Below are 19024 nucleotides of genomic sequence, written 5' to 3'. Positions count from 1 at the left end.
TTGCTTCCCTGGCTTCAGTCTTTCCGACATTCACCTTCAGCTTCAGCTTGCCTTCCAGATACTTCGTTGCGTTCTTCATCACACGCGCGGCCGCATAGTCGGATTTGGTGAAGAGCTGGCAATCGTCTGCGTAGCGGACGAATCTCAGTCCTCTTCTCTCCATCTCCTTGTCAAACGGCGTCAGGTACACATTTGCAAGCAGTGGGCTCAATGGGTTTCCTTGGCTGACCCCTCGTACGGTTTCCTTCAGTTTGTCCCCATACTGTACCCCTGCCTTGAGGAATACAAAGATGAGCCTCCTGATGTCCTTGTCTACCAGTCCCATGAGGATATCATGGTCTACGGTATCGAAGTATCTGGAAAGGTCGAGATCCACCAAGGAATGCCTTAGGGGATTCCTGTTCGTCAGGCCGGAAATTTGCCACCAGCTTTCTTCAGATTCCTCCTCACGGGGGACACCCTTGCCATTGGCTGGTAATTGGCGCTATCACCTGTACTTGGGACTTTCACCCTTTAGAAAATGTTCATACCGAGCGTACACCAAAAGGCCAGTGGTCGGGAAAACCACTGGCCCAAGGGAGTCGCGTTGTTTGGCAGTAAAAGTAAAACCAAGATGTAGTACCGGACAATCGCGTAAGAGAAAAATACCCAACATCAAGTAGATCAAAGCAGTAGGACATCGCTGGGACTGAAGGGCTTTATCCCTGCCAGCAACCTTCTATTCTTCTCCTAATCATATCCCTTCCTAGGTACAAGCATATGCTGGAATGTCTGAAATTGTCAATATGCCTAAGGATTATACTATTTGCATATATAAATTTATCGATTTTCTTTAGCACTATTTATTTACTGGAAAAAAAGTACTTGCTTCTGTCAGAACATACCCCGATTTTTATGTAAAATTTGCAGGTTCTTGGTTATCTCCACATTTTTTACTTTCAACTATGTCATGGCAGAAAAATAATTCACTCTTTTTTTATCTACATATTGACCAAAAAAAGCCTTTCCTTATATATTTGATCATAGCAATTATTGCTAAATAAAATTACTCATGGAGGTTTGCATGATTGATCTCTGCGCCATCCGAAAGCTGCAGACTTCCCTTCGCTACTTCGAAGACCAGTTGAAGCAGCAAACAGGACTCTCTTTCAATGATGCCTTGTTGCTGTGTGCGGTAAACAAGGGAATCTGCGAACCCAGTGCCTTGGCAAAGGAACTGGAACTTTCCCCATCCCGGCTTACCCGCATCTTGGATAGTCTGGAGAATCGTAAACTTGTCCAGAGAACCTTGAGTATCATGGATCGAAGAAGCCTTACCGTTGCCCTGACCGAAGCAGGCAGTGAAATGGTGAAAACATATAGGTGTTCAGAACTCAACCTACCAAGTGAACTACAGTTCACTCAGTCACCCAATACCTAGGAGACCCTATGGAAAAGAAATACCTTATCATCGGAGGAGTCGCAGGAGGGGCAGGTACTGCCGCCAGACTCAGAAGACGGGACGAGAAAGCCCAGATCATCATGTTTGAACGTGGTGAATACATCAGTTATGCGAACTGTGGACTTCCCTACTATGCCGGTAATGTAATAACCGAACGCTCCAGATTGTTTGTCATGACCCCTGACAAGTTCATGGAATCGCTGAACGTGGAAGCCCGTATCCAAAGTGAAGTTGTAAGGATTGATCGTGAAGCAAAGACCATCCATGTAAAAGACCTGAAACGGAATACGGAATACGATGAACGCTACGACGTACTCATCCTCTCCCCTGGGGCAAGCCCGGTAAAACCTCCCATCCCAGGGATAGAGCACCCGGCAATCATGTCTCTTCGATCTGTCAGCGATATTGATAGCATCAAGGAAAAAGTTGACAGTCCAACAACCAAACGTGCAGTGGTTGTAGGCGGTGGATTCATCGGCATCGAGATGGCAGAAAACCTGAAGGAGCGTGGCCTGCAGGTATCGGTGGTGGAAGCACTCGACCAAGTCATGAATATCATTGACTACGACATGGCAGCGGAAGTGCAGCAACACCTCAGAGCAAAAGGGATCAATCTCTTCCTGAAGGATGGAGTAGCCTCCTTTGAGCATCATGGGTCACTGGTCAGCGTACGATTGCAATCAGGAACCCTGATCGATGCAGATCTGGTAATCCTCTCCATTGGCGTGAGGCCCGATACCGCATTCCTCAAGGACTCAGGCATCGAACTTGCAAAGAATGGGGCGATCAAGGTAGATGAATATTTCACCACCAATGACAAGGACATCAGGGCAGTAGGTGACGCTATTGTCTTTGAAAGCCCGCTCTCAGGGAGCCCGGTCACCATCCCCCTCGCCGGCCCTGCAAACAAGCAAGCCCGTCTCTGTGCAGATAATATCGTGGATGGGAACAAGAAACCCTATACAGGGATCATCGGTACCAGCATCGCAAAGATTTTTGACCTGACGGTTGCTTCCACCGGTCTGACCGAGAAAGGCTTGAAAGCTGCCTCTCTCCCCTATCGTTGTGCTATCACCCATGTGGGCAATCATGCAGGATATTATCCCAATGTAAGACAGCTCTCCTTGAAAGTACTCTACCACCCAGAGACAGGAAAGATCTGGGGAGGGCAGTCCGTAGGATATGGTGGGGTCGACAAACGTATCGACGTCATCTCCGCCTTCATCGGGAAGGAGGGTACGGTCTATGACCTGGCAGAATTCGAACAAGCCTATGCTCCTCCCTTCTCCAGTGCGAAGGATCCCGTGAACATGGTCGGCTTCATTGCCGTCAACGTCCTTGAAGGTATGAGCGACACCATCAGTTGGGATGAAGCAGAGGAGGCACGGAAAAACGGCACCTTCATGCTTGATGTAAGAAGTGAAGAGGAGTTTGAACTCGGTGCAATAGAAGGGGCTGTGAATATCCCCAATACCGATCTCCGTGACCGCTTGAAGGAAGTCCCAAAGGACCGCGACATCATCCTTAACTGTGCCATGGGTCTGCGTGGCTACTTTGCCGAACGCATCCTTCGCCAGAATGGCTTTACCCGTGTAAGGAACCTCACGGGAGGCTTCAAGACCTATGACAGTGCAATGCGCGAACGTGAATTGCTTGAGCGTAAGACGGTACTGAGCATCAAGGAAGAGAGTGCAACAATCGACAATCTCAACGAAGATGGATCATTCCGCAGAAGGACAGAGAACAAGATCTTCAAGGTGGATGCCTGTGGATTGCAATGCCCCGGTCCGATCATCCGGCTCAAGAAGGAAATGGACAACCTCGAAGAGGGGGACCGCATAATCATCAAGGCTTCCGACCCTGGTTTCGGTGTTGATGTACAATCCTGGAGCAAGCTCACCGGCAACAACCTTGTTTCGGTGACCACAACAGAAGGGGTTATTGAGGCCGTTGTTGAGAAGGGAAATGCAAACATCTGCTCAATGCCTGATTCAGCAGGTGAAAAACCTGCCATCTGTGCCCCCGATAATGGTGCAACGATGGTTGTATTCTCCAATGACTTGGACAAGGCCCTCGCATCCTTCGTACTTGCAAATGGAGCTGCTGCCTCAGGAAAACAGGTAACCATGTTCTTCACCTTCTGGGGTTTGAGTGTACTACGCAAGAAAAACGCGCCACCAGTAAAGAAGGACTTCATGGGGAAGATGTTCTCCAGCATGCTTCCCAAGGGAATGGACAAGCTTGGACTCTCCAGCATGAATATGGGAGGATTGGGAGCAAAGATGATGAAAAGCCGCATGAAGAAGAAACATGTCGACCAAGTCACCCAGATGTTCCTGGATGCAAAGAGCTCAGGAGTCCGCATGGTGGCCTGCCAGATGTCTATGGATATCATGGGCATCACCAAAGAGGAACTGCTTGACGGCGTCGAGGTAGGAGGCGTTGCCACCTACATGGGTGCCGCATCTGGGAGCAAAGTCAATCTGTTTATCTGATTCCTAATAGTGGGGTGGCCTCTGGTCCGAAGGGACTACGTCATCCCCCATTTCATCCACCACATCAGAGACACGTTTTTCCAACGCTTCGAGACGGCTTTTCAGAAGTCCGATTTCTTTGGCTTGTTCAGTGACCACAGAATCGAGGGTTGCAATCGTCTCTTCCGCATAGGCAAGTTTCATTTCAAGCTTCGTCAGACGTTCTTCCATAGTAGTCTCTCCTTAGTAAGCATATCCTACCATGAGTGTGATTCCTCGACAACTCTCAGTGATGTTGCAAAACTGCGTTCATTTGTGCAAATTAACCTTGTAAGATGGGGCATCCATGGTATACTGACTTGTATTTTGTTGCAGAATGGTGCAAATGAGAGGAATTAGTATATGAAAGGCGAACGTGTTGCACAACTTGAGTTGTTGCTCCACTCCCATCCGGAAGGATTGAGGAGAGCCGAGATTGCGCGCCGTCTTGGCGTCCATCGCTCGACGATCAGCAGATATGTTGACGAATTGAAACAGTACATTGATATCTTTGAGGAAAACAACCTCATCAAGATAAAGAGCAGGGAAGAAGATGAGAACATTGCCCTCAGTGTGTATGAGAGCCTTGCCTTCAACCTCTCCGCGGAGATGCTTGCAACCAGCAGCGAGTACCAGAATCCACACCTTGCTTCTGGCCTGAGAAAGATTGCCATGAATATGCGGTCCTATGCCCCGAAGATCAGTGAAAACGTCGTCAACCTTGCCGAACAGATTGATAAGAAAATTCAGGAGAAGAAGGAGTGCAGCAAGTTCAACTCTGTGTTGGAAGTGCTTATCGATTCCTGGGTATCGGGTCGTATTGTGAGAGTTGTACAGAGCCTGAAAGGATTCGACCCCATTGAGACGGAACTTGCCCCCTACTTCATAGGGTTCCGGGAGGAAGACACCGGAGGACGGCATCCTATCAGTGTGACGGGTAGATTACGCCATACCACTGAGATCATTACCATCGATATCAGCACCATCACCAGTGCAATCATCCTGGATGAGACCTACACCATCCCGGACAACCTCAAACCATTCAAGTTCCATGAAGCCGAGGAACACTACGAAGCCATCGACATGATTCCACTAAGCCTGAGGCTCAAGGAACGCTCAGCGATGAACGTCTTTCGCTCGGTAGTGCATGGAACCCCTGTGTTCGAGAAAACGGAAGAGGGGGATCTTATCTGCAACATGGATGCAGAGAACTCAATCGAACTCTATCTGAGAATCATCCAGTGTGGTGACTCAGTGGAGATATTGGGACCTGATAGTTTCAGAAAGAAATTCTGCAAGATGCTGAATAAAATCCTGGCCCTCTATCAGTAGTGACAACTCTCCCGCCTAAAGGCAGGGAGCTTCTTGGAAAGCATTCCCAAGAACTATTTCTGCTTCTACGATGTCGGGCTTCTTAGGCTCAAAGAGCGGTCGTCCACCATGTTCATCTCCACAGACGTTACTTTCCCGCAGTCCACGGGTACATGCCCAATCCCTCAGGTTCAAGCTGGCGTTCCTGTCACGTTCAACCAGCTTCCCGCAGGATGGGCAAATCCACTCCCTGACAGATAGGGGTAAATTCATATATCTTGTTTTGCAAGTATTGCAAGTCTTCGAGGACGCGTAGAAGCGAGGTGCTAGCACGAAGCTCTTCCCTCTCTCCCTGCACTTCTGCTCCATCCTCATCCGGAAGAATCCAAACGAGGCATCGGATATGGACCCAGCCAGCTTGCGGTTCCTGACCATACCTTTGACATTGAGATCCTCCATGCACACGGCGTCGACTTGGTTGTCATCAACAATCATGCTTGTGGCTTTCTCAATCGTATCCTTCCTCTGGTTGGCAATCTTTTCATGAATGCGGGCGACCCGTATCCTGGCCTTCGCCCTGTTCCTGGAGCCTTTGGCTTTCCGGCCTAGATCCCGCTGGAGCCTCGCCAGTTTCTTCTCCGATTCCGCCAGGTGCTTATGGTTCGGGAACTCCATGCCGTTGGAACATACGGCCAGGGTCTTGATACCAAGGTCGATACCGACTGTGGTTTCCCTCAGTATGGGTTTTTCGACCGGATAGGGGACTGCTGTGGTTTCCACCAGAACCCTGGCAAAGTACTTTCCACTTGGTTCCTTGACAATGGTGACCGTCCTGATTTCCCCCTTGAACCTTCTATGGAATACACAGGGTACCAAACCGACCTTGGGAACATACAGCTCCTGCTTCTGGAAATCAACCTTGCAGTTCTGGGGACATTGGAAACTCTGGCGTTCGCTTCGTTTCCTGAACCTTGGAAAGCCCGCTTCCTTTCTCTGGAAGAAGTTCTTGTAAGCGGTGTCCAGATTCCTCGATGCCATCTGCAGGGCCTGGGAGTTGACCTCGCCAAGCCAGGGATAGGCTTTCTTGAGAATGCTTCTGATTCTCTTGTTGCATTCGAAGCAGGAGAGAGACTCCTTTCTCCTCTGGTAGGCCTTGATCCTCATCTCCAGAAGCTTGTTGTAAACAAAGCGCACACTACCGAATGTCCTGGCTAGAGACTGAATCTGGGACTCTTCGGGATATAGGCGATAGGAATAGGTCTTTAACATTATTACTAGTGCAATCATATATCATTCGATGCTGTTTTTCAAGTATGACGAAAGACAGATACACAAGTTCACATGCCGTTTATTCCCCAACGGAGCGAGAGGAAAGGAATCATCATGATGGTTCCTCTCGGGAGCGAGTGCAGGGAAAGCAAGGTGAGATACCCCGTCCCTTGGGACGGAAAAGGAGGCAACGCCTCCTGAGTTCAGCTCTTGCCCTGAGGTATTGATACCTTTCATTCCCTCTCCTGCCACATGGTCTTCTGTCCCAAATACCGAAGGCCCGTACTGGCTGGAATCGAGGATGAGATTGGGACATTGCTCTTGGAAAAGGCAAAGGAGCTGGATATCCAGGTGCCTGGGATGGAGATCATGCCGGAGCATGTCCACCTGGTTGTATCCTCAACCCCCGCATATGCTCCGCAGTTCGTGGTCAACCAGCTCAAAGGGTTCACTTCCAGAACATTGAGGCAGAGGCATCAATGGTTGAGGAGCAGACTGCCGACACTCTGGACCCGTTCCTATTACCTTGGCAGTGTGGGAGCGGTCTCGGCTGATACTGTTAGGAATTATACCACCAATCAGAAAAAACGTATGAGCACTATCATCTCCCGCCTAAAGTCGGGTGTCTTCTCATGCTCTTTCTTATAATTATCTTGCCCCTTGTCATGAATGTCGTTATGCTATGGGGAGGAGGAAACAACTATGAAAGAGTACGAATGCGATCTTTGTGGGTATGTATATGACCCGAAAGTAGGTGATCCCGATAACGGAATCAAGCCCGGAACAGCCTTTGAAGATCTTCCCGAGGATTGGGTTTGCCCTCTCTGTGGAGCTCCTAAGTCTGACTTTTCACCCCGCGACTAGTCACGTGGGTTTCTAAGAACGGGGGTGGGTATTACCTTCCCCGTTTTTTCATGTGCAGAGCGATGCGTAGAGCACAGCAACTCACTGAGAAAGAGACTTTGGCCATTCTTGCCTGCCTTGGGGACGATTCCTACCCATATGCAATTCCCCTCAATTACGTCTACCTTGACAATAAGCTCTACATGCACAGCGCTCAGCAAGGGCATAAAGTCGATGCCATTGCAAACCACAGGAAGGTGTCTTTCACCGTTGTAGGCCAGGACCGGATTGTAAGCAAGGAGTACACCACCTACTTTTCCAGTGTCATTGCCTTTGGAAAGGCACGATTAGCTGAAGGGGATGAGTATACAAGGGCCTTCACAGCTTTCGCTGACAAATATGCAAGCGACAGGCCGAAACAGGAACGTATAGAGCAGATCAGAGAGTGCAGGCAGGCAATCATCATCGCCATTGATATCGATCACCTCTCAGGCAAACAAGCAAAAGAGTTGTCTCAGAAGTAGCACATTATAGAAAACAAATAGTTACCTCAGAAAGAAAAACCTTAGTCCTTGCACACGAAGAATGAAAACCATAGTACATTGAAAAGAGATGAAAGGGAGGAATCTATGGCAATGTTGGAAGTTATTGAGAAGAGGAGAGCCTATCGGGCTCTCGATACAAAACCCATCAGTGAGGACATCTTGCTCCGTCTTGCAGAAGCAGCGCATACCGCCCCCTCATCCATGAACAACCAACCATGGAGACTGGTGACCGTATCTGATGAAACAGTACTGGATAAACTCAAGGAAGCGCTGGCCCCTGGGAACTACTGGGCAAAGAAGGCCCCTGCATTGGTAGCGATGGTAACCAACAACTCCTGGGGAATGACCCTTGGTGAACGCCACTATGCCCCATTTGAACTGGGTATGGCAGCGATGGCGTATCAGCTCCAGGCTGTACAGGAAGGATTGTATGTACATCCTATCGCCGGGTTCAACGCTGATCTGGCAAAAGAAGTGTTGGGCATTGCTGATGAAGACTCCATCATGGTACTGATGGTGGTAGGATACCCAGGAGACAGCTCCCACCTGAGTGAGAAACATTTGGAGAGTGAAAACGGCAAACGCGATCGCCTTCCCTTGGAGAGCGTACATGCATTCAACCATTTTGATAAGCAACTGAAACCAAAGGGCAAATAGAACTACTGAAGATGCACAATCTCCTGATTGATTACCTCTTTGAGCCGCTCTTCTTCTGTGATGATCATCTTGCTCTCCTTAAGGAAGGTGCTGCCGATCATTGCAGCAGCGAGGAGAGCGGCCAAGGTGGCGAGCAACATGGGGGCATATTGCTCGGTGATCACGAGGGAGAAGACAAGAATGACTGCACAAGCAGCTTGGCTATAAAGTAAAAGCATTCCCTGGATGACCTCCTCGCTGATCCCCTGCCCCAATTCAGCAGCATACTGTGTCCCGATGGGAATAGCAGAGAGCAGGGAGAGCCCAACAATAGAGGAGCCAATCAAGGCAATTGCCTCACTGTTCAGCAGTACTGCACCAATTTGCTGGCAGAAAACCAGAAGCAGGATACCCGGGATCGAACAGACATTGCAGAATACAAAGAAAAGTTTCCTCCGACGAAAACGGTCAGAGAGGGCGGGTAGTACTATTGCTCCCACCATCCCTCCTGCAAGCATGGCAATCCCCAAGAACCCATTTGAATCGGCAAAACCAAGGAACTCACTGATCTCATCAATCTTGATGAACAAGGTCATCAGTACACCCCAGCCAATTGCAAAAATGATCATCAGCCCACGGAGGGATGAAATGGCATTGATCGCCTTGAATGAGGAACGGTAGTGTACCTTGTTGTTACTTGGCAAAGCTGAAGAAGGAGTGGGAGGGTTCTCCCGTATCAACAGTGCTGAGGCAAGGGCAAGGGTCGAACTGAGAATCGCATAGAAACGCATCAGCTCCTCAAAACCGCTTCCCCAGGTGGGATCATCCGCCTTGGTCACAACCAAGATCGGCGAGACAATCATCACCACTGCAAGCGATAAGTATTGACTGGCACTGGTAATACCGACGGCCATACCACGCTCACGGATGGGGAACCATCGGCTGACAATCTCGGTGATACTGGTCAGAACCAACGCCTGCCCAACCGCAAGGATGAACTGGCCAAGGAGAACCAGAGAAAAGGTCGAAAGATAGATCCACTTGGTCATGGAGCCGAATATGATCAAGCCACTGGCTATCCATGTAGCCTTACGGATACCGAGACGGTGCAAGACATAGGATGCAGGGATGCTTGCAACCACAAACACGATAAGATACGTCAGTGAGAGCAAGTCCACTGGACGAGCGTAGGTGAGTGTCAGCTGAGACGCATAATATTCATTTGCAACCCTACCAACAGGAGAGAGGTTCAGCCAATGAACCTCCACAGAAAGGATCAGGAGTACCAAAGAGAGGAGAATCAACCACCGGTAGCGATATGCCTTTACACTTTTCATACTGTATAGGATAGACCATTCCACCTGATTTGTATATCTCCACTGGAAGAAGTGAACACAGTAACGTATACTCTTTCCATGCAAGAAACATTGGAACTATTGAATAATCGAAGAAGCATCCGCGCCTTCCAGGAGCGGCCCATCGAGGAGGAGCATCTCTCGCTCCTGAAACAGGCAACCCTCCGTGCCCCTACAGCAGGGAACATGGCTCTCTACTCAGTCGTTGAAGTCAGCGACAGCGAGAAGAAAAAAATCCTTGCAGGGATATGCGACAACCAGGAGATGATCAGCAAGGCACCCTTGGTCTGGGTGTTTCTCGCCGACATGCAGAAATGGGTGAACTATTTCCATGAAAGCGGTGCTGTAGAGAGAGGGAAAGAGCAAATGAACGTCTCCTATCGCAAACCTGGCCTGGGTGACCTTCACCTCTGCATGCAGGATGCAATCATAGCAGCACAGAACGCAGTAGTGGCTGCAGAAGCACTCAATATAGGCTCTTGTTACATCGGGGACGTCATCGAGCAATTTGAGAAACTGAGAGACCTCCTGGAGCTGAAACAATACACCATACCGGCATGCATGCTTATTTTTGGCTATCCCAAGGGAAAAGGTCCCACCAAACTGACTCCCCGTTGCCCCGCATCCTCCATCTTCATGGAAAACCGATATGAGGAGCCCCACATTGAGGAGTTGGCACATGCTTATCAGGAACATGAGCAACAGAGAAGGGCAACACACTCGCTTCCCTATGAGAACAAGGGAACACTCGCAGATTACTACTACCTGAGAAAGCACACCAGTGCCTTTATGGAGGAGATGAACCGCTCAGTCAGTGTCATGTTCGACTGGTGGTGTGGAGACTAAAAAACTTGCTTACTCCCTCATTTCCCTCTACCATGATAGCTATGCCGTATTCAATACTTCTGGTTGATGATGAGTCTGCTGTACGAGAAGGAATTCGCTCCCGCACCCCGTGGGAGCGGTATAACTTTTCGGTGGTGGGAGAAGCGGGCAATGGAATAGAAGCCCTTGAACTGGTTGAGGACCTTCATCCCGATGTCGTCATCACTGATATCAGGATGCCCTATCTTGATGGCATGGACCTGATCAAGGAAATACACAATGCCTATCCTGCAACCACACTGGTAATACTCAGCGGGTATGATGAGTTCACTTACGCCCAACAGGCAATGCACTATGATGTGACCGAATATGTCCTGAAACCAGTCTCTGTCGATGATCTGTGTGTGCTATTGGAACGATTAGGCAATCGTTTGGATCAAGAGATTAAAAGAACACAGGACCAGGAAAGGCTGAAAGAGGTCTACCAGCAAGCACTCCCCCTTATCAGGGAAAAGTTTCTCCTCTCTCTTCTCACCACCACCCAAGCCACCAGTGACCAAAACCTGATCGCCAAGGCAAGGGAATATGGCCTTGATTTGGACAAGGATGAATTCATGGTAGCCCTCATCGAAAGTGACCACATCCAGAATGACCCGCTGCAGACATTGGCAATGTTTGAGGTAGTTGATGAGGTATGCAAGAAAGAGGGAGGGTCCCTGGTGTTCCAGTATGAAAACCAGATAGCCATAATCTTCAGTGCCAACGGGCATAAACAGGCACACTATGATTCAGTATTCAAGAAACAGACGTACCGAAAAGCTGAACAGGTCCATGCATACCTGGAGAAATACAACTTCCCTGTGGTGCTTGGAATAGGCAACCAGGTGCATCGACCATCAGCAATCGCCCAATCCTACAGACAAGCCCTGAGGGCTCTCAACTATAGTTCTTGTTACCCTGAGCAATCTCTCTTGTTCATCAGCGACCTGGAAAGCGCGTCCCCTGAAGAGCAACCCGGAGTTCTCCAGGAGCTGCAAGCCAATGTGGTGCTTTCGGTAAAAACAGGAAATGAACAGCAGGTAAGTGAAGCAGTTTCCTTTCTGTTTGGAGAGGCCCTCGCATCCCTCAGCCTTACCCAGATTCAGGAACTCGTCCTCTCCCTGGCCGTCTCGCTCCAGGATCTGGCTCATAGTTATGGACATACCATCTTCACCTTCTCAGAGGAAGAGGGAAGGAACCTCTTTGCAGAGCTCGCCTCGCTCACCACCCTGGGAAAAGCACGCCGGTGGTTCACCCATCTCTGTCTGGAGATCCGGGAGAAAATAGCCGGGCAACGGGAGAACTCACACATCCAGTTCATAGGGAAGGCAAAATCCCTGATAACCAAGCACTTCACTGAGTCTGGATTCGGCCTTGAGGAAATCTGCGAGATGATCGGCGTCAGCCCGTCCTACTTCAGTTCCACCTTCAAGAAAGAAGTTGGATTGAGCTTCGTACAATACCTGACTGCGATGCGCATGGACCGTGCAAAAGAATTATTGGTCAAGACTGAAGGAAAAACCTATGAAATTGCCCAGGCAGTCGGGTTTTCTGAACCCAACTACTTCAGCTTTAGCTTCAAGCGACATGTCGGGGTGTCTCCCAGCCAGTACAGACAGGCTAACCGATGAAGAGAGAGAAGCAACCGTACTCCATCATGACCCTCCTGACCTTTGCTATTGCGGTAGTCTCCATCTCCTTCACGCTCCTGATCTCTGCAATCCTTTACAGCCAGTTCTCTTCCCAGATCAGGGAAAATGCAACCGTCTCAACAAGAGAGATCGTTCGCCAGGTAAATGCCAACCTGAGTTACTACACCAATGACATTCTCACCATTGCCACCTATGCCCGAGATCTTGCCAAACAGACGAATATACTTCCCCGGGAAGAGATTGAAAACCGGCTAAGGTCCATCGTTGACAGCCGCCAGGACATTGTATGCCTTGTCCTCTTCGACCTCGAAGGGGAGACACTGCTTTCCACCAGCGATGCCCCACGCCGTCCGACAGAGGAGATCATAGGCCAGACTTGGTTCACAAGAGCGATCGGAGGAGAAGGAAACTTCTACTTCACCGGCCCTCACGTACAACAGCTGTTCACCTCCAGTTACCCTTGGGTCATCACCTATAGCCAACAGATCAGCTACACCAACAAACAGGGAGAGCTCAGCCAAGGGCTGCTCCTCATTGACATGAACTTCTGGGCGGTAAGTGAGCTTTGCCAAAGTGCAAAACTCGGGTCCAGCGGGTATGTCTATTTCATAGACAATAACGGGAAAATCGTGTACCACCCGTTCCAGCAATTGATCAACTCAGATCTGTTCAACGAAGATCTGGAGTCAGTCCAGGAACACATATTCGGGACCTTCACCAATACATTTGAAGGAAGGGAACGCCTGGTCATCATCGATACCGTGAACAACGCCCGATGGAGAATAGTCGGGGTTGCATACATGGATGAGTTGATGGCAGGGCTCGATCAGTACACCACCGTAATGTTCATCATCCTAGCCTTCTGTATCATCACCACCATTCTCATTGCCCGTACTGCTTCTGCCTATATCAGCCGACCGATCAAGGAGCTGGAAAGGTTGATGAACAGTGTGGAACGTGGTGACTTCTCCTCCCCACCAACCGTTGGAGGAAACCAGGAGGTTGCAGCGCTCAGCCAGACATTTGCCGTGATGGTGCAACGTATCAGGCAACTGATGGATGATATCGTCAAGAGCCAGGAGATGAAACGCAAGTTCGAGCTTGATGCACTCCAGGCAAAGATCAATCCACACTTCCTCTACAATACCCTTGATTCAGTGGTCTGGATGGCTGAACAAAACGATACAAAGGGTGTCATTACCATGGTGACTGCACTGGCAAGACTCTTCAGGATTTCAATCAGCAAGGGGAGGGATATCATCACCCTTGGTGAGGAACTGGAGCATGTGAGAAACTATCTCATCATCCAGCAGATCCGTTATCGGGACAAATTCCAGTTCTCCATCGATATGGAACCTGGAGTTGAGAACCTCCCTACCATCAAGTTGATCATCCAGCCGATCGTGGAGAATGCCATCTATCATGGCATCAAGTACCTACAGGAGATGGGACATATCGATATCAAGGTATTCAGGAAAAAACCAGGTGCGGTGATCATCGAAATCAGGGACAACGGAGTTGGTATGGATGAGCAGAGACTGTTTACCATACTCAGCATGTCCAGTCCATCGCAGAAGAATGGTGCCGGGATTGGGGTAAGAAATGTGCATCAGAGAATCCAACTGTACTATGGGTCGGACTATGGTCTGGAGATATCCAGCGAACTGGACGAGGGAACACTGGTAAGGCTGGTCATCCCAGAACAGGATCCCATACAGCCAATCAAGGTGGTACACCGATGAAACGAACAATCCTTCTCCTGTTGATACCCTTGCTCCTGTTCTCAAGCTGTTCAAAGAAACAGCAGGACACCGATACGCCTTATCGTATTGCAGTGATTACCATGATGCAGGGAGGAGAATTCTGGGGGGCGCTGAAGAATGGGGCACGTAGTGCAAGACAAGCAACAGGGGCGGTACTGGAGTTCTTTGCGCCGGTCAATGAATCAGATTACGCTGGCCAGGTAGCATTTGTAGAGGCCGCAATCGAACAAGGATTCGATGCAATCATCCTCTCGCCAAGCCATTATACACAACTGGAGGAAGTGGTGAGCAAGGCTCGATCGGCCGGTATCAAGGTGGTGCTGGCAGACACCGGGCTCTTACAGGTAGAGCCGGATTTCCTTATCACCGCTGATTACCAATTGATTGGAAAGCAAGTGGCTGAACACGCATTCAGCCACTTCGGTGAAGAGGAACCCATAAATGCCTTGGTCATCGGATCCTTGCCGAATACCACCAGCATGAGTAATCTCATCGGTTCCCTGGAAACAGCGTTTCATGAGAGGGAGAACGCAAACATCAATTCGGTTACCTACAGCTTCTCTTCCGAGATTCTGGCACGTGACACTGTTGCAAGCGCTATTGAAGATGACCCCTCGATCAACCTCATATTTGCCTTGGAGGAGTATACCGCCCACGGTGTTGCTGCTGCTCTCTCCCCTGAACACGAGATTCACTTCATTGCCTTCGGCAATACCCAGCACGAGATACAGCTCCTTGAGGCTGAGCTAATCGATGCCTTGGTTGTGGTAAACTCATTCAACCTGGGTTATCGCAGCGTCCTCGCGGCAGTGGCGTTGTTGGATGGCGAAAAGCCAGCCCATAAACTGGTGGACTTCGCCCTTGTGACCAAGGAGTCCATGTTCAGTGAAGAACACCAGCATCTACTCTTCCAGACATTCCAGTAAAAAAGAGAGGCAGGTGCTATCCTGCCTCCGACGATTACATGCTTTCGACTATTTCTTCTGTACATACTTCCTGATATCAAAGGAGACCGCAGATACAATGATGATTCCCTTGATGATATTCTGCCAGTAGGGGTTCACCCCAACAAATGTCAGACCATAGTTGATGAAACTGAAGATGATGACACCGGCAATAACGCCACTCACTGTACCTACCCCCCCAGTAGTCGATACACCGCCGACAACACAACTTGCGATGGCATCAAGCTCATAGCCATTTCCATAGTTGTTGGTTGCTCCTCCGGTTCTTGCCGCTTCAAGTACACCTGAGAGGGAGATCAGGAAACCACAGACACCGAACAACCCAACCAGGGTCTTGGTGATGTTGATACCGGAAACCGCTGCAGCCTCTGGATTTCCCCCTACTGCATAGACATTCTTACCGAAGACGGTCTTGTTGAGTATGAACCAGACGATAACCGATACAATGGCAGCGAAGATGACAATCACCGGTATAAACCCGATGGACCCAGACCCAAGATAGGTGAAATCAGGGCGTAGTCCACCGATGGGCTGGCTGTTGTTCGGGGGCATGTTGAAATAGATTGAGTTTACTCCGTAGATGATCAACATCGACGAGAGCGTGGCAATGAAGGCCGGTACCTTGAACTTAGCCACAATCATTCCGTTCATCATCCCAAAGAGAGTCCCTACGATAACTGCCAGCAGAATGGGAAGGAGCAAGGGAACCTGCCCCATTTCAGGATAGAAACGCCTGACATAATCAGAGGTCTGCAGCATGGAAGCAGAGATTACCGCTGCCATACCTACCATACGCCCCCCTCCAAGGTCTACACCACCGGTGAGGATTACAAACATCATGCCAAGGGCCATGATGATCTTGGTCGAGCTCATCATCAGGATATCCCTGAGTACCTGTACTCTCAGAATACGGGGATTGATGATGGCAATGACAATAACCAACATAAGCAGGACGAGGAAGATTGCCTTGTCCATCACAAACTCTTTCAAACTCTTTTTACCAAAGAGGAAACTACCTATCGCTTGCGTACGCATTTGCTTCACCCTCCTACCCGACATACTTTGTCGCCAGTTCCATTACCTGTTCCTGGTTTGTCTCTTTGCTGTTCACCGTACCGGCGACACGCCCCTCACTCATAACCACGACCCTATCGGTCATACCCAGGAGTTCAGGCATCTCACTACTGATCATGATCACACCCTTGCCCTGTGCAGCCAGCTCACGCATGATGACATAGATCTCATACTTGGCTCCTACATCGATTCCCCTGGTAGGCTCATCCAAGATGAGGATATCAGGGACGGTGAGCAACCAACGGGCGAAGAGCACCTTCTGTTGGTTCCCTCCACTCAGGCTCTTGATCAAGGTCTTGGCCGAGGGGGTCTTGATGTCAAGATCCTTGATGCTTTTCTTTGTATCAGCAGCCATCTTGGCCGAGTTGAGCAATCCACTCTTGTCCCGATATGCCCTGATATTTGCTATCACCAGGTTATCCTGGACAGACAGGACAGGGAAAATACCGGTAGCTCGCCTCTCTTCGGTCAACAGGGCCATACCATACTTCTTGGCATCATAGGAATTGTTGATCTTCACTTCCTTTCCCCTCACGTACAGGGACCCTTCATTATGGAGTCTCAGGCCAAAGACTGCTTCCATCACCTCGGTTCTCTGGGCACCAACAAGGCCCCCCAGTCCCAAGATTTCTCCCTCATGCAGTGTCAGGGATACATGCTTGAAACTCCTAGGATTTGGGGATGTATAGTTCTCAACACGGAGCAACTCCTTACCAATCTTGCTTTCTCCGGCCGGGAACCGATGCGTAAGGTCACGGCCCACCATCCGCTTGATGATGGTCGCCGTGGTAAGCTCACTTGCTTCCCAGGTTCCTACATAGTGCCCGTCACGCATGATCGTCACTTCATCGGAAATCTTGAGAATCTCCTCCATCTTATGGGAAATATAGATGATGGCAACCCCACGTTGACGAAGAGAACGTATGATGGCAAACAGATGTTCCACCTCATTCTCTGTCAGCGATGAGCTCGGCTCATCCATGATGATAATTTTTGAATCATAGGAGACCGCCTTTGCTATCTCAACACTCTGTGCCTTCGAGACACTCAAGGTCCGTAGCAAGTCATTCGGTGTTATGCTGCTGAGATTCAGATCTTTCAGCAATTGATCGGTCCTTTCAAACATTGCCTGGTGGTCAACCACAGGGCTCTTGGCTCCCCCAATTCTCGGGAACCTTCCCAACCAGATATTCTCCATCACAGACCGGTAGGGGATGAGATGAAGCTCCTGGTGGATCATGGAAATACCCAAGGAAAGTGCTTCCTTTACGTTGTTGATTGCAACCGGCTCTCCGTTGAAGCGAATTTCTCCCTCGTCCATGGAGTAAAGCCCAAAGAGGCACTTCATCAACGTGGATTTTCCTGCGCCGTTCTCGCCCATCAGAGCGTGTACGGTCCCAGGCTTTACCTTCAGGGTGACATCGTCCAGAGCCTTGACTCCAGGAAACGATTTGGAGACATGGTTCATTTCTAGTACATACATGACTTCCCTCGCCTCCCCGATATGTATCGGGGGTGTAGTTTTCTTGAAAAAACCCTCCGAGTGACGTTGCAACCCGGAGGGTATGTACTACATCTCAGCACTTACTTGAACTGCTGATAATTCTCCTTGGTAACCATCTGGTAAGGAACCCATACATACTTGCCATCGGTAATCTCATAGCCGATGGAATCACTGGTGGGGGTGTTGCCCTTTGCAAGCTCATAGGAGAGAGCAAAGGTAGCACGACCCTGGTTGACTGCATCATTGAGTACGGTACCGAGCAGGGTGCCTTCCTCGAGTGCCTGCAATGCAGGAGCCGTTGCATCAACACCAACGACGGGCATGAACTTGCCATCCTTGAAGTAACCGGCAGCCTTGAGGGCTTCGATTGCACCAAGGGCCATGTCGTCATTGTTTGCGAACACTGCCTCAATTGCATCTCCCTGGCTGGCGATGAAAGCAGCCATCTTTTCCTGGCCCTTTACACGGTCCCACATGCCGGTATCCTCAGCAAGCTTCTCAACCTTGATACCTGCATCCTGCAATGCCTTGATCGAATACTCTGTTCTCAGCTCTGCGTCCTGGTGTCCGGGTTCGCCTTTCAGCATTACATACTGCAGGACTCCGTCTCCATTCTTGTCCATCTTGGGGTTGGCCTTCCAGTAATCAACAACCAACTGACCACTCATGGTACCGGACTCTTCCGCGCGGGCTCCCACGTAGTAAATCTTGTCCCATTTAGCCATATCTTCAGCCAAAGGCTCGCGGTTGAAGAACACTACAGGGATGTCAGCCTTCTTGGCCTTGTCGATGATGACTCCAGCAGCGGTGCGGTCAACAGGGTTGATCTGCATTGCATCCATACCTTTGGTGATGAACAGGTCGACTTTCTCATTCTGGGTAGCCTGGATGTTCATGGAGTCAACAACCTCGACCTTTGCATCAGTCTCTGCTGCTGCAGCGACAATTGCGTTACGAACACCAGTCATAAAGGTGTCGTCAAACTTGTAGATTGCACATCCGATTTCAATGGCTCCAGCCTCTGCCTGTCCTTGGGCAAAAACGGGAGTTACCAGAGCGAGTGCCAAGCACATGATAGCCGTAAACTTTTTCATAGAACCCTCCTAGTGGATTTTCTCTGTATCAAGTTTCACACGGCCTTGGGGAGTCGTACATGCAAAATTTTTCGACCTGTGCGGTTGGTATAGGTACTAAGCAGCTCGGATAGAGGATATTACTCTTCCTTCCGATTTCAATGACATGGAGAGCTTGCCTTCGTGTAGCCACGGGTCCAGGGTGTTGTTCATTTT

18 protein-coding genes and 1 pseudogene are annotated in these 19024 nt (G+C 49.6%); 11 read left to right on the top strand and 8 right to left on the bottom strand.

The window, feature by feature from the left end:
* Positions 1-376 (bottom strand): reverse transcriptase domain-containing protein (locus AB7S66_RS05995; RefSeq protein WP_428518548.1); only part of this gene is annotated, 376 nt, incomplete at its 3' end.
* A 687-nt stretch (positions 377-1063) separates the two neighbouring features.
* Between AB7S66_RS05995 and AB7S66_RS05990 the strand changes: the two genes are divergently transcribed.
* Together AB7S66_RS05990 and AB7S66_RS05985 are read left to right on the top strand one after the other, a co-directional pair.
* Positions 1064-1420 (top strand): MarR family winged helix-turn-helix transcriptional regulator, encoded by a 357-nt coding sequence (locus AB7S66_RS05990; protein WP_428518547.1) that lies wholly within the window; start codon positions 1064-1066, stop codon positions 1418-1420.
* Between the two features lie 8 nt (positions 1421-1428).
* A complete protein-coding gene (locus AB7S66_RS05985) occupies positions 1429-3936 on the top strand; it encodes an FAD-dependent oxidoreductase (protein ID WP_428518546.1) in 2508 nt (835 codons plus the stop codon).
* 3 nt (positions 3937-3939) lie between these two features.
* On the opposite strand, the gene AB7S66_RS05980 is transcribed toward AB7S66_RS05985, so the two are convergent.
* Complete coding sequence (locus AB7S66_RS05980; RefSeq protein WP_428518545.1) at positions 3940-4146, bottom strand: SlyX family protein; 207 nt, start codon at positions 4144-4146, stop codon at positions 3940-3942.
* A gap of 171 nt (positions 4147-4317) precedes the next feature.
* Between AB7S66_RS05980 and AB7S66_RS05975 the strand changes: the two genes are divergently transcribed.
* Entirely contained in the window at positions 4318-5286 is a 969-nt protein-coding gene (locus AB7S66_RS05975; protein WP_428518544.1) for a helix-turn-helix transcriptional regulator, read from the top strand.
* Between the two features lie 15 nt (positions 5287-5301).
* On the opposite strand, the gene AB7S66_RS05970 is transcribed toward AB7S66_RS05975, so the two are convergent.
* Both AB7S66_RS05970 and AB7S66_RS05965 read right to left on the bottom strand, forming a co-directional pair.
* Complete coding sequence (locus tag AB7S66_RS05970) at positions 5302-6534, bottom strand: RNA-guided endonuclease InsQ/TnpB family protein (RefSeq protein ID WP_428518543.1); 1233 nt, start codon at positions 6532-6534, stop codon at positions 5302-5304.
* A gap of 21 nt (positions 6535-6555) precedes the next feature.
* Positions 6556-6771 carry a hypothetical protein gene (locus AB7S66_RS05965; protein WP_428518542.1) on the bottom strand — a complete coding sequence of 72 codons (216 nt, stop codon included), beginning with the start codon at positions 6769-6771 and terminating at the stop codon, positions 6556-6558.
* Between the two features lie 15 nt (positions 6772-6786).
* On the opposite strand from AB7S66_RS05965, the gene tnpA reads away from it, so the two are divergent.
* The 4 genes and pseudogenes from tnpA (at position 6787) to AB7S66_RS05945 (ending at position 8579) form a co-directional block, all read left to right on the top strand.
* Positions 6787-7182 (top strand): IS200/IS605 family transposase, encoded by a 396-nt coding sequence (gene tnpA, locus AB7S66_RS05960; RefSeq protein WP_428518541.1) that lies wholly within the window; start codon positions 6787-6789, stop codon positions 7180-7182.
* Between the two features lie 54 nt (positions 7183-7236).
* The gene (gene rd, locus AB7S66_RS05955; protein ID WP_198892040.1) at positions 7237-7398 is read left to right on the top strand and encodes a rubredoxin; all 162 of its coding nucleotides are present in this window, start codon (positions 7237-7239) and stop codon (positions 7396-7398) included.
* Positions 7399-7442: 44 nt separating this feature from the next.
* A pseudogene (locus AB7S66_RS05950) lies at positions 7443-7901 on the top strand (pyridoxamine 5'-phosphate oxidase family protein); the annotation flags it as partial.
* 105 nt (positions 7902-8006) lie between these two features.
* Positions 8007-8579: a nitroreductase family protein gene (locus AB7S66_RS05945; RefSeq protein WP_428518540.1), complete on the top strand. Its 573-nt coding sequence runs from the start codon at positions 8007-8009 to the stop codon at positions 8577-8579.
* A 2-nt stretch (positions 8580-8581) separates the two neighbouring features.
* Here the strand turns inward: AB7S66_RS05945 and AB7S66_RS05940 are convergent, their stop codons facing one another.
* Positions 8582-9895 (bottom strand): MFS transporter, encoded by a 1314-nt coding sequence (locus AB7S66_RS05940; protein WP_428518539.1) that lies wholly within the window; start codon positions 9893-9895, stop codon positions 8582-8584.
* Between the two features lie 78 nt (positions 9896-9973).
* Here AB7S66_RS05940 and AB7S66_RS05935 point away from each other — a divergent pair, with 78 nt between their 5' ends.
* Genes AB7S66_RS05935 through AB7S66_RS05920 form a run of 4 tightly spaced genes read left to right on the top strand, consistent with a single transcriptional unit; the run spans position 9974 to position 15118 of the window.
* Positions 9974-10759, top strand: a complete 786-nt coding sequence (locus tag AB7S66_RS05935; protein ID WP_428518538.1) for a nitroreductase family protein — start codon at positions 9974-9976, stop codon at positions 10757-10759.
* A 41-nt stretch (positions 10760-10800) separates the two neighbouring features.
* A complete protein-coding gene (locus AB7S66_RS05930; protein ID WP_428518537.1) occupies positions 10801-12408 on the top strand; it encodes a response regulator in 1608 nt (535 codons plus the stop codon).
* Positions 12405-14171: a cache domain-containing sensor histidine kinase gene (locus AB7S66_RS05925; RefSeq protein ID WP_428518536.1), complete on the top strand. Its 1767-nt coding sequence runs from the start codon at positions 12405-12407 to the stop codon at positions 14169-14171. Before AB7S66_RS05930 ends, AB7S66_RS05925 begins: the two co-directional genes overlap by 4 nt.
* Complete coding sequence (locus AB7S66_RS05920) at positions 14168-15118, top strand: substrate-binding domain-containing protein (RefSeq protein ID WP_428518535.1); 951 nt, start codon at positions 14168-14170, stop codon at positions 15116-15118. Before AB7S66_RS05925 ends, AB7S66_RS05920 begins: the two co-directional genes overlap by 4 nt.
* A gap of 48 nt (positions 15119-15166) precedes the next feature.
* Here AB7S66_RS05920 and mglC read toward each other — a convergent pair whose 3' ends face one another.
* The 3 genes from mglC to AB7S66_RS05905 all read right to left on the bottom strand — a co-directional run bounded on the left by mglC (position 15167) and on the right by AB7S66_RS05905 (position 18829).
* Positions 15167-16192 (bottom strand): galactose/methyl galactoside ABC transporter permease MglC, encoded by a 1026-nt coding sequence (gene mglC / locus AB7S66_RS05915; RefSeq protein ID WP_428518534.1) that lies wholly within the window; start codon positions 16190-16192, stop codon positions 15167-15169.
* Positions 16193-16205: 13 nt separating this feature from the next.
* Positions 16206-17714: a sugar ABC transporter ATP-binding protein gene (locus AB7S66_RS05910; protein ID WP_428518533.1), complete on the bottom strand. Its 1509-nt coding sequence runs from the start codon at positions 17712-17714 to the stop codon at positions 16206-16208.
* A gap of 101 nt (positions 17715-17815) precedes the next feature.
* On the bottom strand, positions 17816-18829 hold the full coding sequence (locus tag AB7S66_RS05905) for a galactose ABC transporter substrate-binding protein (protein ID WP_319757280.1): 1014 nt from the start codon (positions 18827-18829) through the stop codon (positions 17816-17818).
* Positions 18830-19024: the final 195 nt, after the last annotated feature.

This window comes from Sphaerochaeta sp. (genome assembly GCF_050178175.1).
Lineage (GTDB): Bacteria > Spirochaetota > Spirochaetia > Sphaerochaetales > Sphaerochaetaceae > Sphaerochaeta.
This window is presented reverse-complemented; position numbering and strand designations above follow the sequence as displayed.

Coding starts and splice junctions, on each gene's coding strand:
- AB7S66_RS05990 (WP_428518547.1), top strand. CDS start 1,064: ATGATTGATCTCTGCGCCATCCGAAAGCTGCAGACTTCCCTTCGCTAC.
- AB7S66_RS05985 (WP_428518546.1), top strand. CDS start 1,429: ATGGAAAAGAAATACCTTATCATCGGAGGAGTCGCAGGAGGGGCAGGT.
- AB7S66_RS05980 (WP_428518545.1), bottom strand. CDS start 4,146: ATGGAAGAACGTCTGACGAAGCTTGAAATGAAACTTGCCTATGCGGAA.
- AB7S66_RS05975 (WP_428518544.1), top strand. CDS start 4,318: ATGAAAGGCGAACGTGTTGCACAACTTGAGTTGTTGCTCCACTCCCAT.
- AB7S66_RS05970 (WP_428518543.1), bottom strand. CDS start 6,534: ATGTTAAAGACCTATTCCTATCGCCTATATCCCGAAGAGTCCCAGATT.
- AB7S66_RS05965 (WP_428518542.1), bottom strand. CDS start 6,771: ATGAAAGGTATCAATACCTCAGGGCAAGAGCTGAACTCAGGAGGCGTT.
- tnpA (WP_428518541.1), top strand. CDS start 6,787: ATGGTCTTCTGTCCCAAATACCGAAGGCCCGTACTGGCTGGAATCGAG.
- rd (WP_198892040.1), top strand. CDS start 7,237: ATGAAAGAGTACGAATGCGATCTTTGTGGGTATGTATATGACCCGAAA.
- AB7S66_RS05945 (WP_428518540.1), top strand. CDS start 8,007: ATGGCAATGTTGGAAGTTATTGAGAAGAGGAGAGCCTATCGGGCTCTC.
- AB7S66_RS05940 (WP_428518539.1), bottom strand. CDS start 9,895: ATGAAAAGTGTAAAGGCATATCGCTACCGGTGGTTGATTCTCCTCTCT.
- AB7S66_RS05935 (WP_428518538.1), top strand. CDS start 9,974: ATGCAAGAAACATTGGAACTATTGAATAATCGAAGAAGCATCCGCGCC.
- AB7S66_RS05930 (WP_428518537.1), top strand. CDS start 10,801: ATGCCGTATTCAATACTTCTGGTTGATGATGAGTCTGCTGTACGAGAA.
- AB7S66_RS05925 (WP_428518536.1), top strand. CDS start 12,405: ATGAAGAGAGAGAAGCAACCGTACTCCATCATGACCCTCCTGACCTTT.
- AB7S66_RS05920 (WP_428518535.1), top strand. CDS start 14,168: ATGAAACGAACAATCCTTCTCCTGTTGATACCCTTGCTCCTGTTCTCA.
- mglC (WP_428518534.1), bottom strand. CDS start 16,192: ATGCGTACGCAAGCGATAGGTAGTTTCCTCTTTGGTAAAAAGAGTTTG.
- AB7S66_RS05910 (WP_428518533.1), bottom strand. CDS start 17,714: ATGTATGTACTAGAAATGAACCATGTCTCCAAATCGTTTCCTGGAGTC.
- AB7S66_RS05905 (WP_319757280.1), bottom strand. CDS start 18,829: ATGAAAAAGTTTACGGCTATCATGTGCTTGGCACTCGCTCTGGTAACT.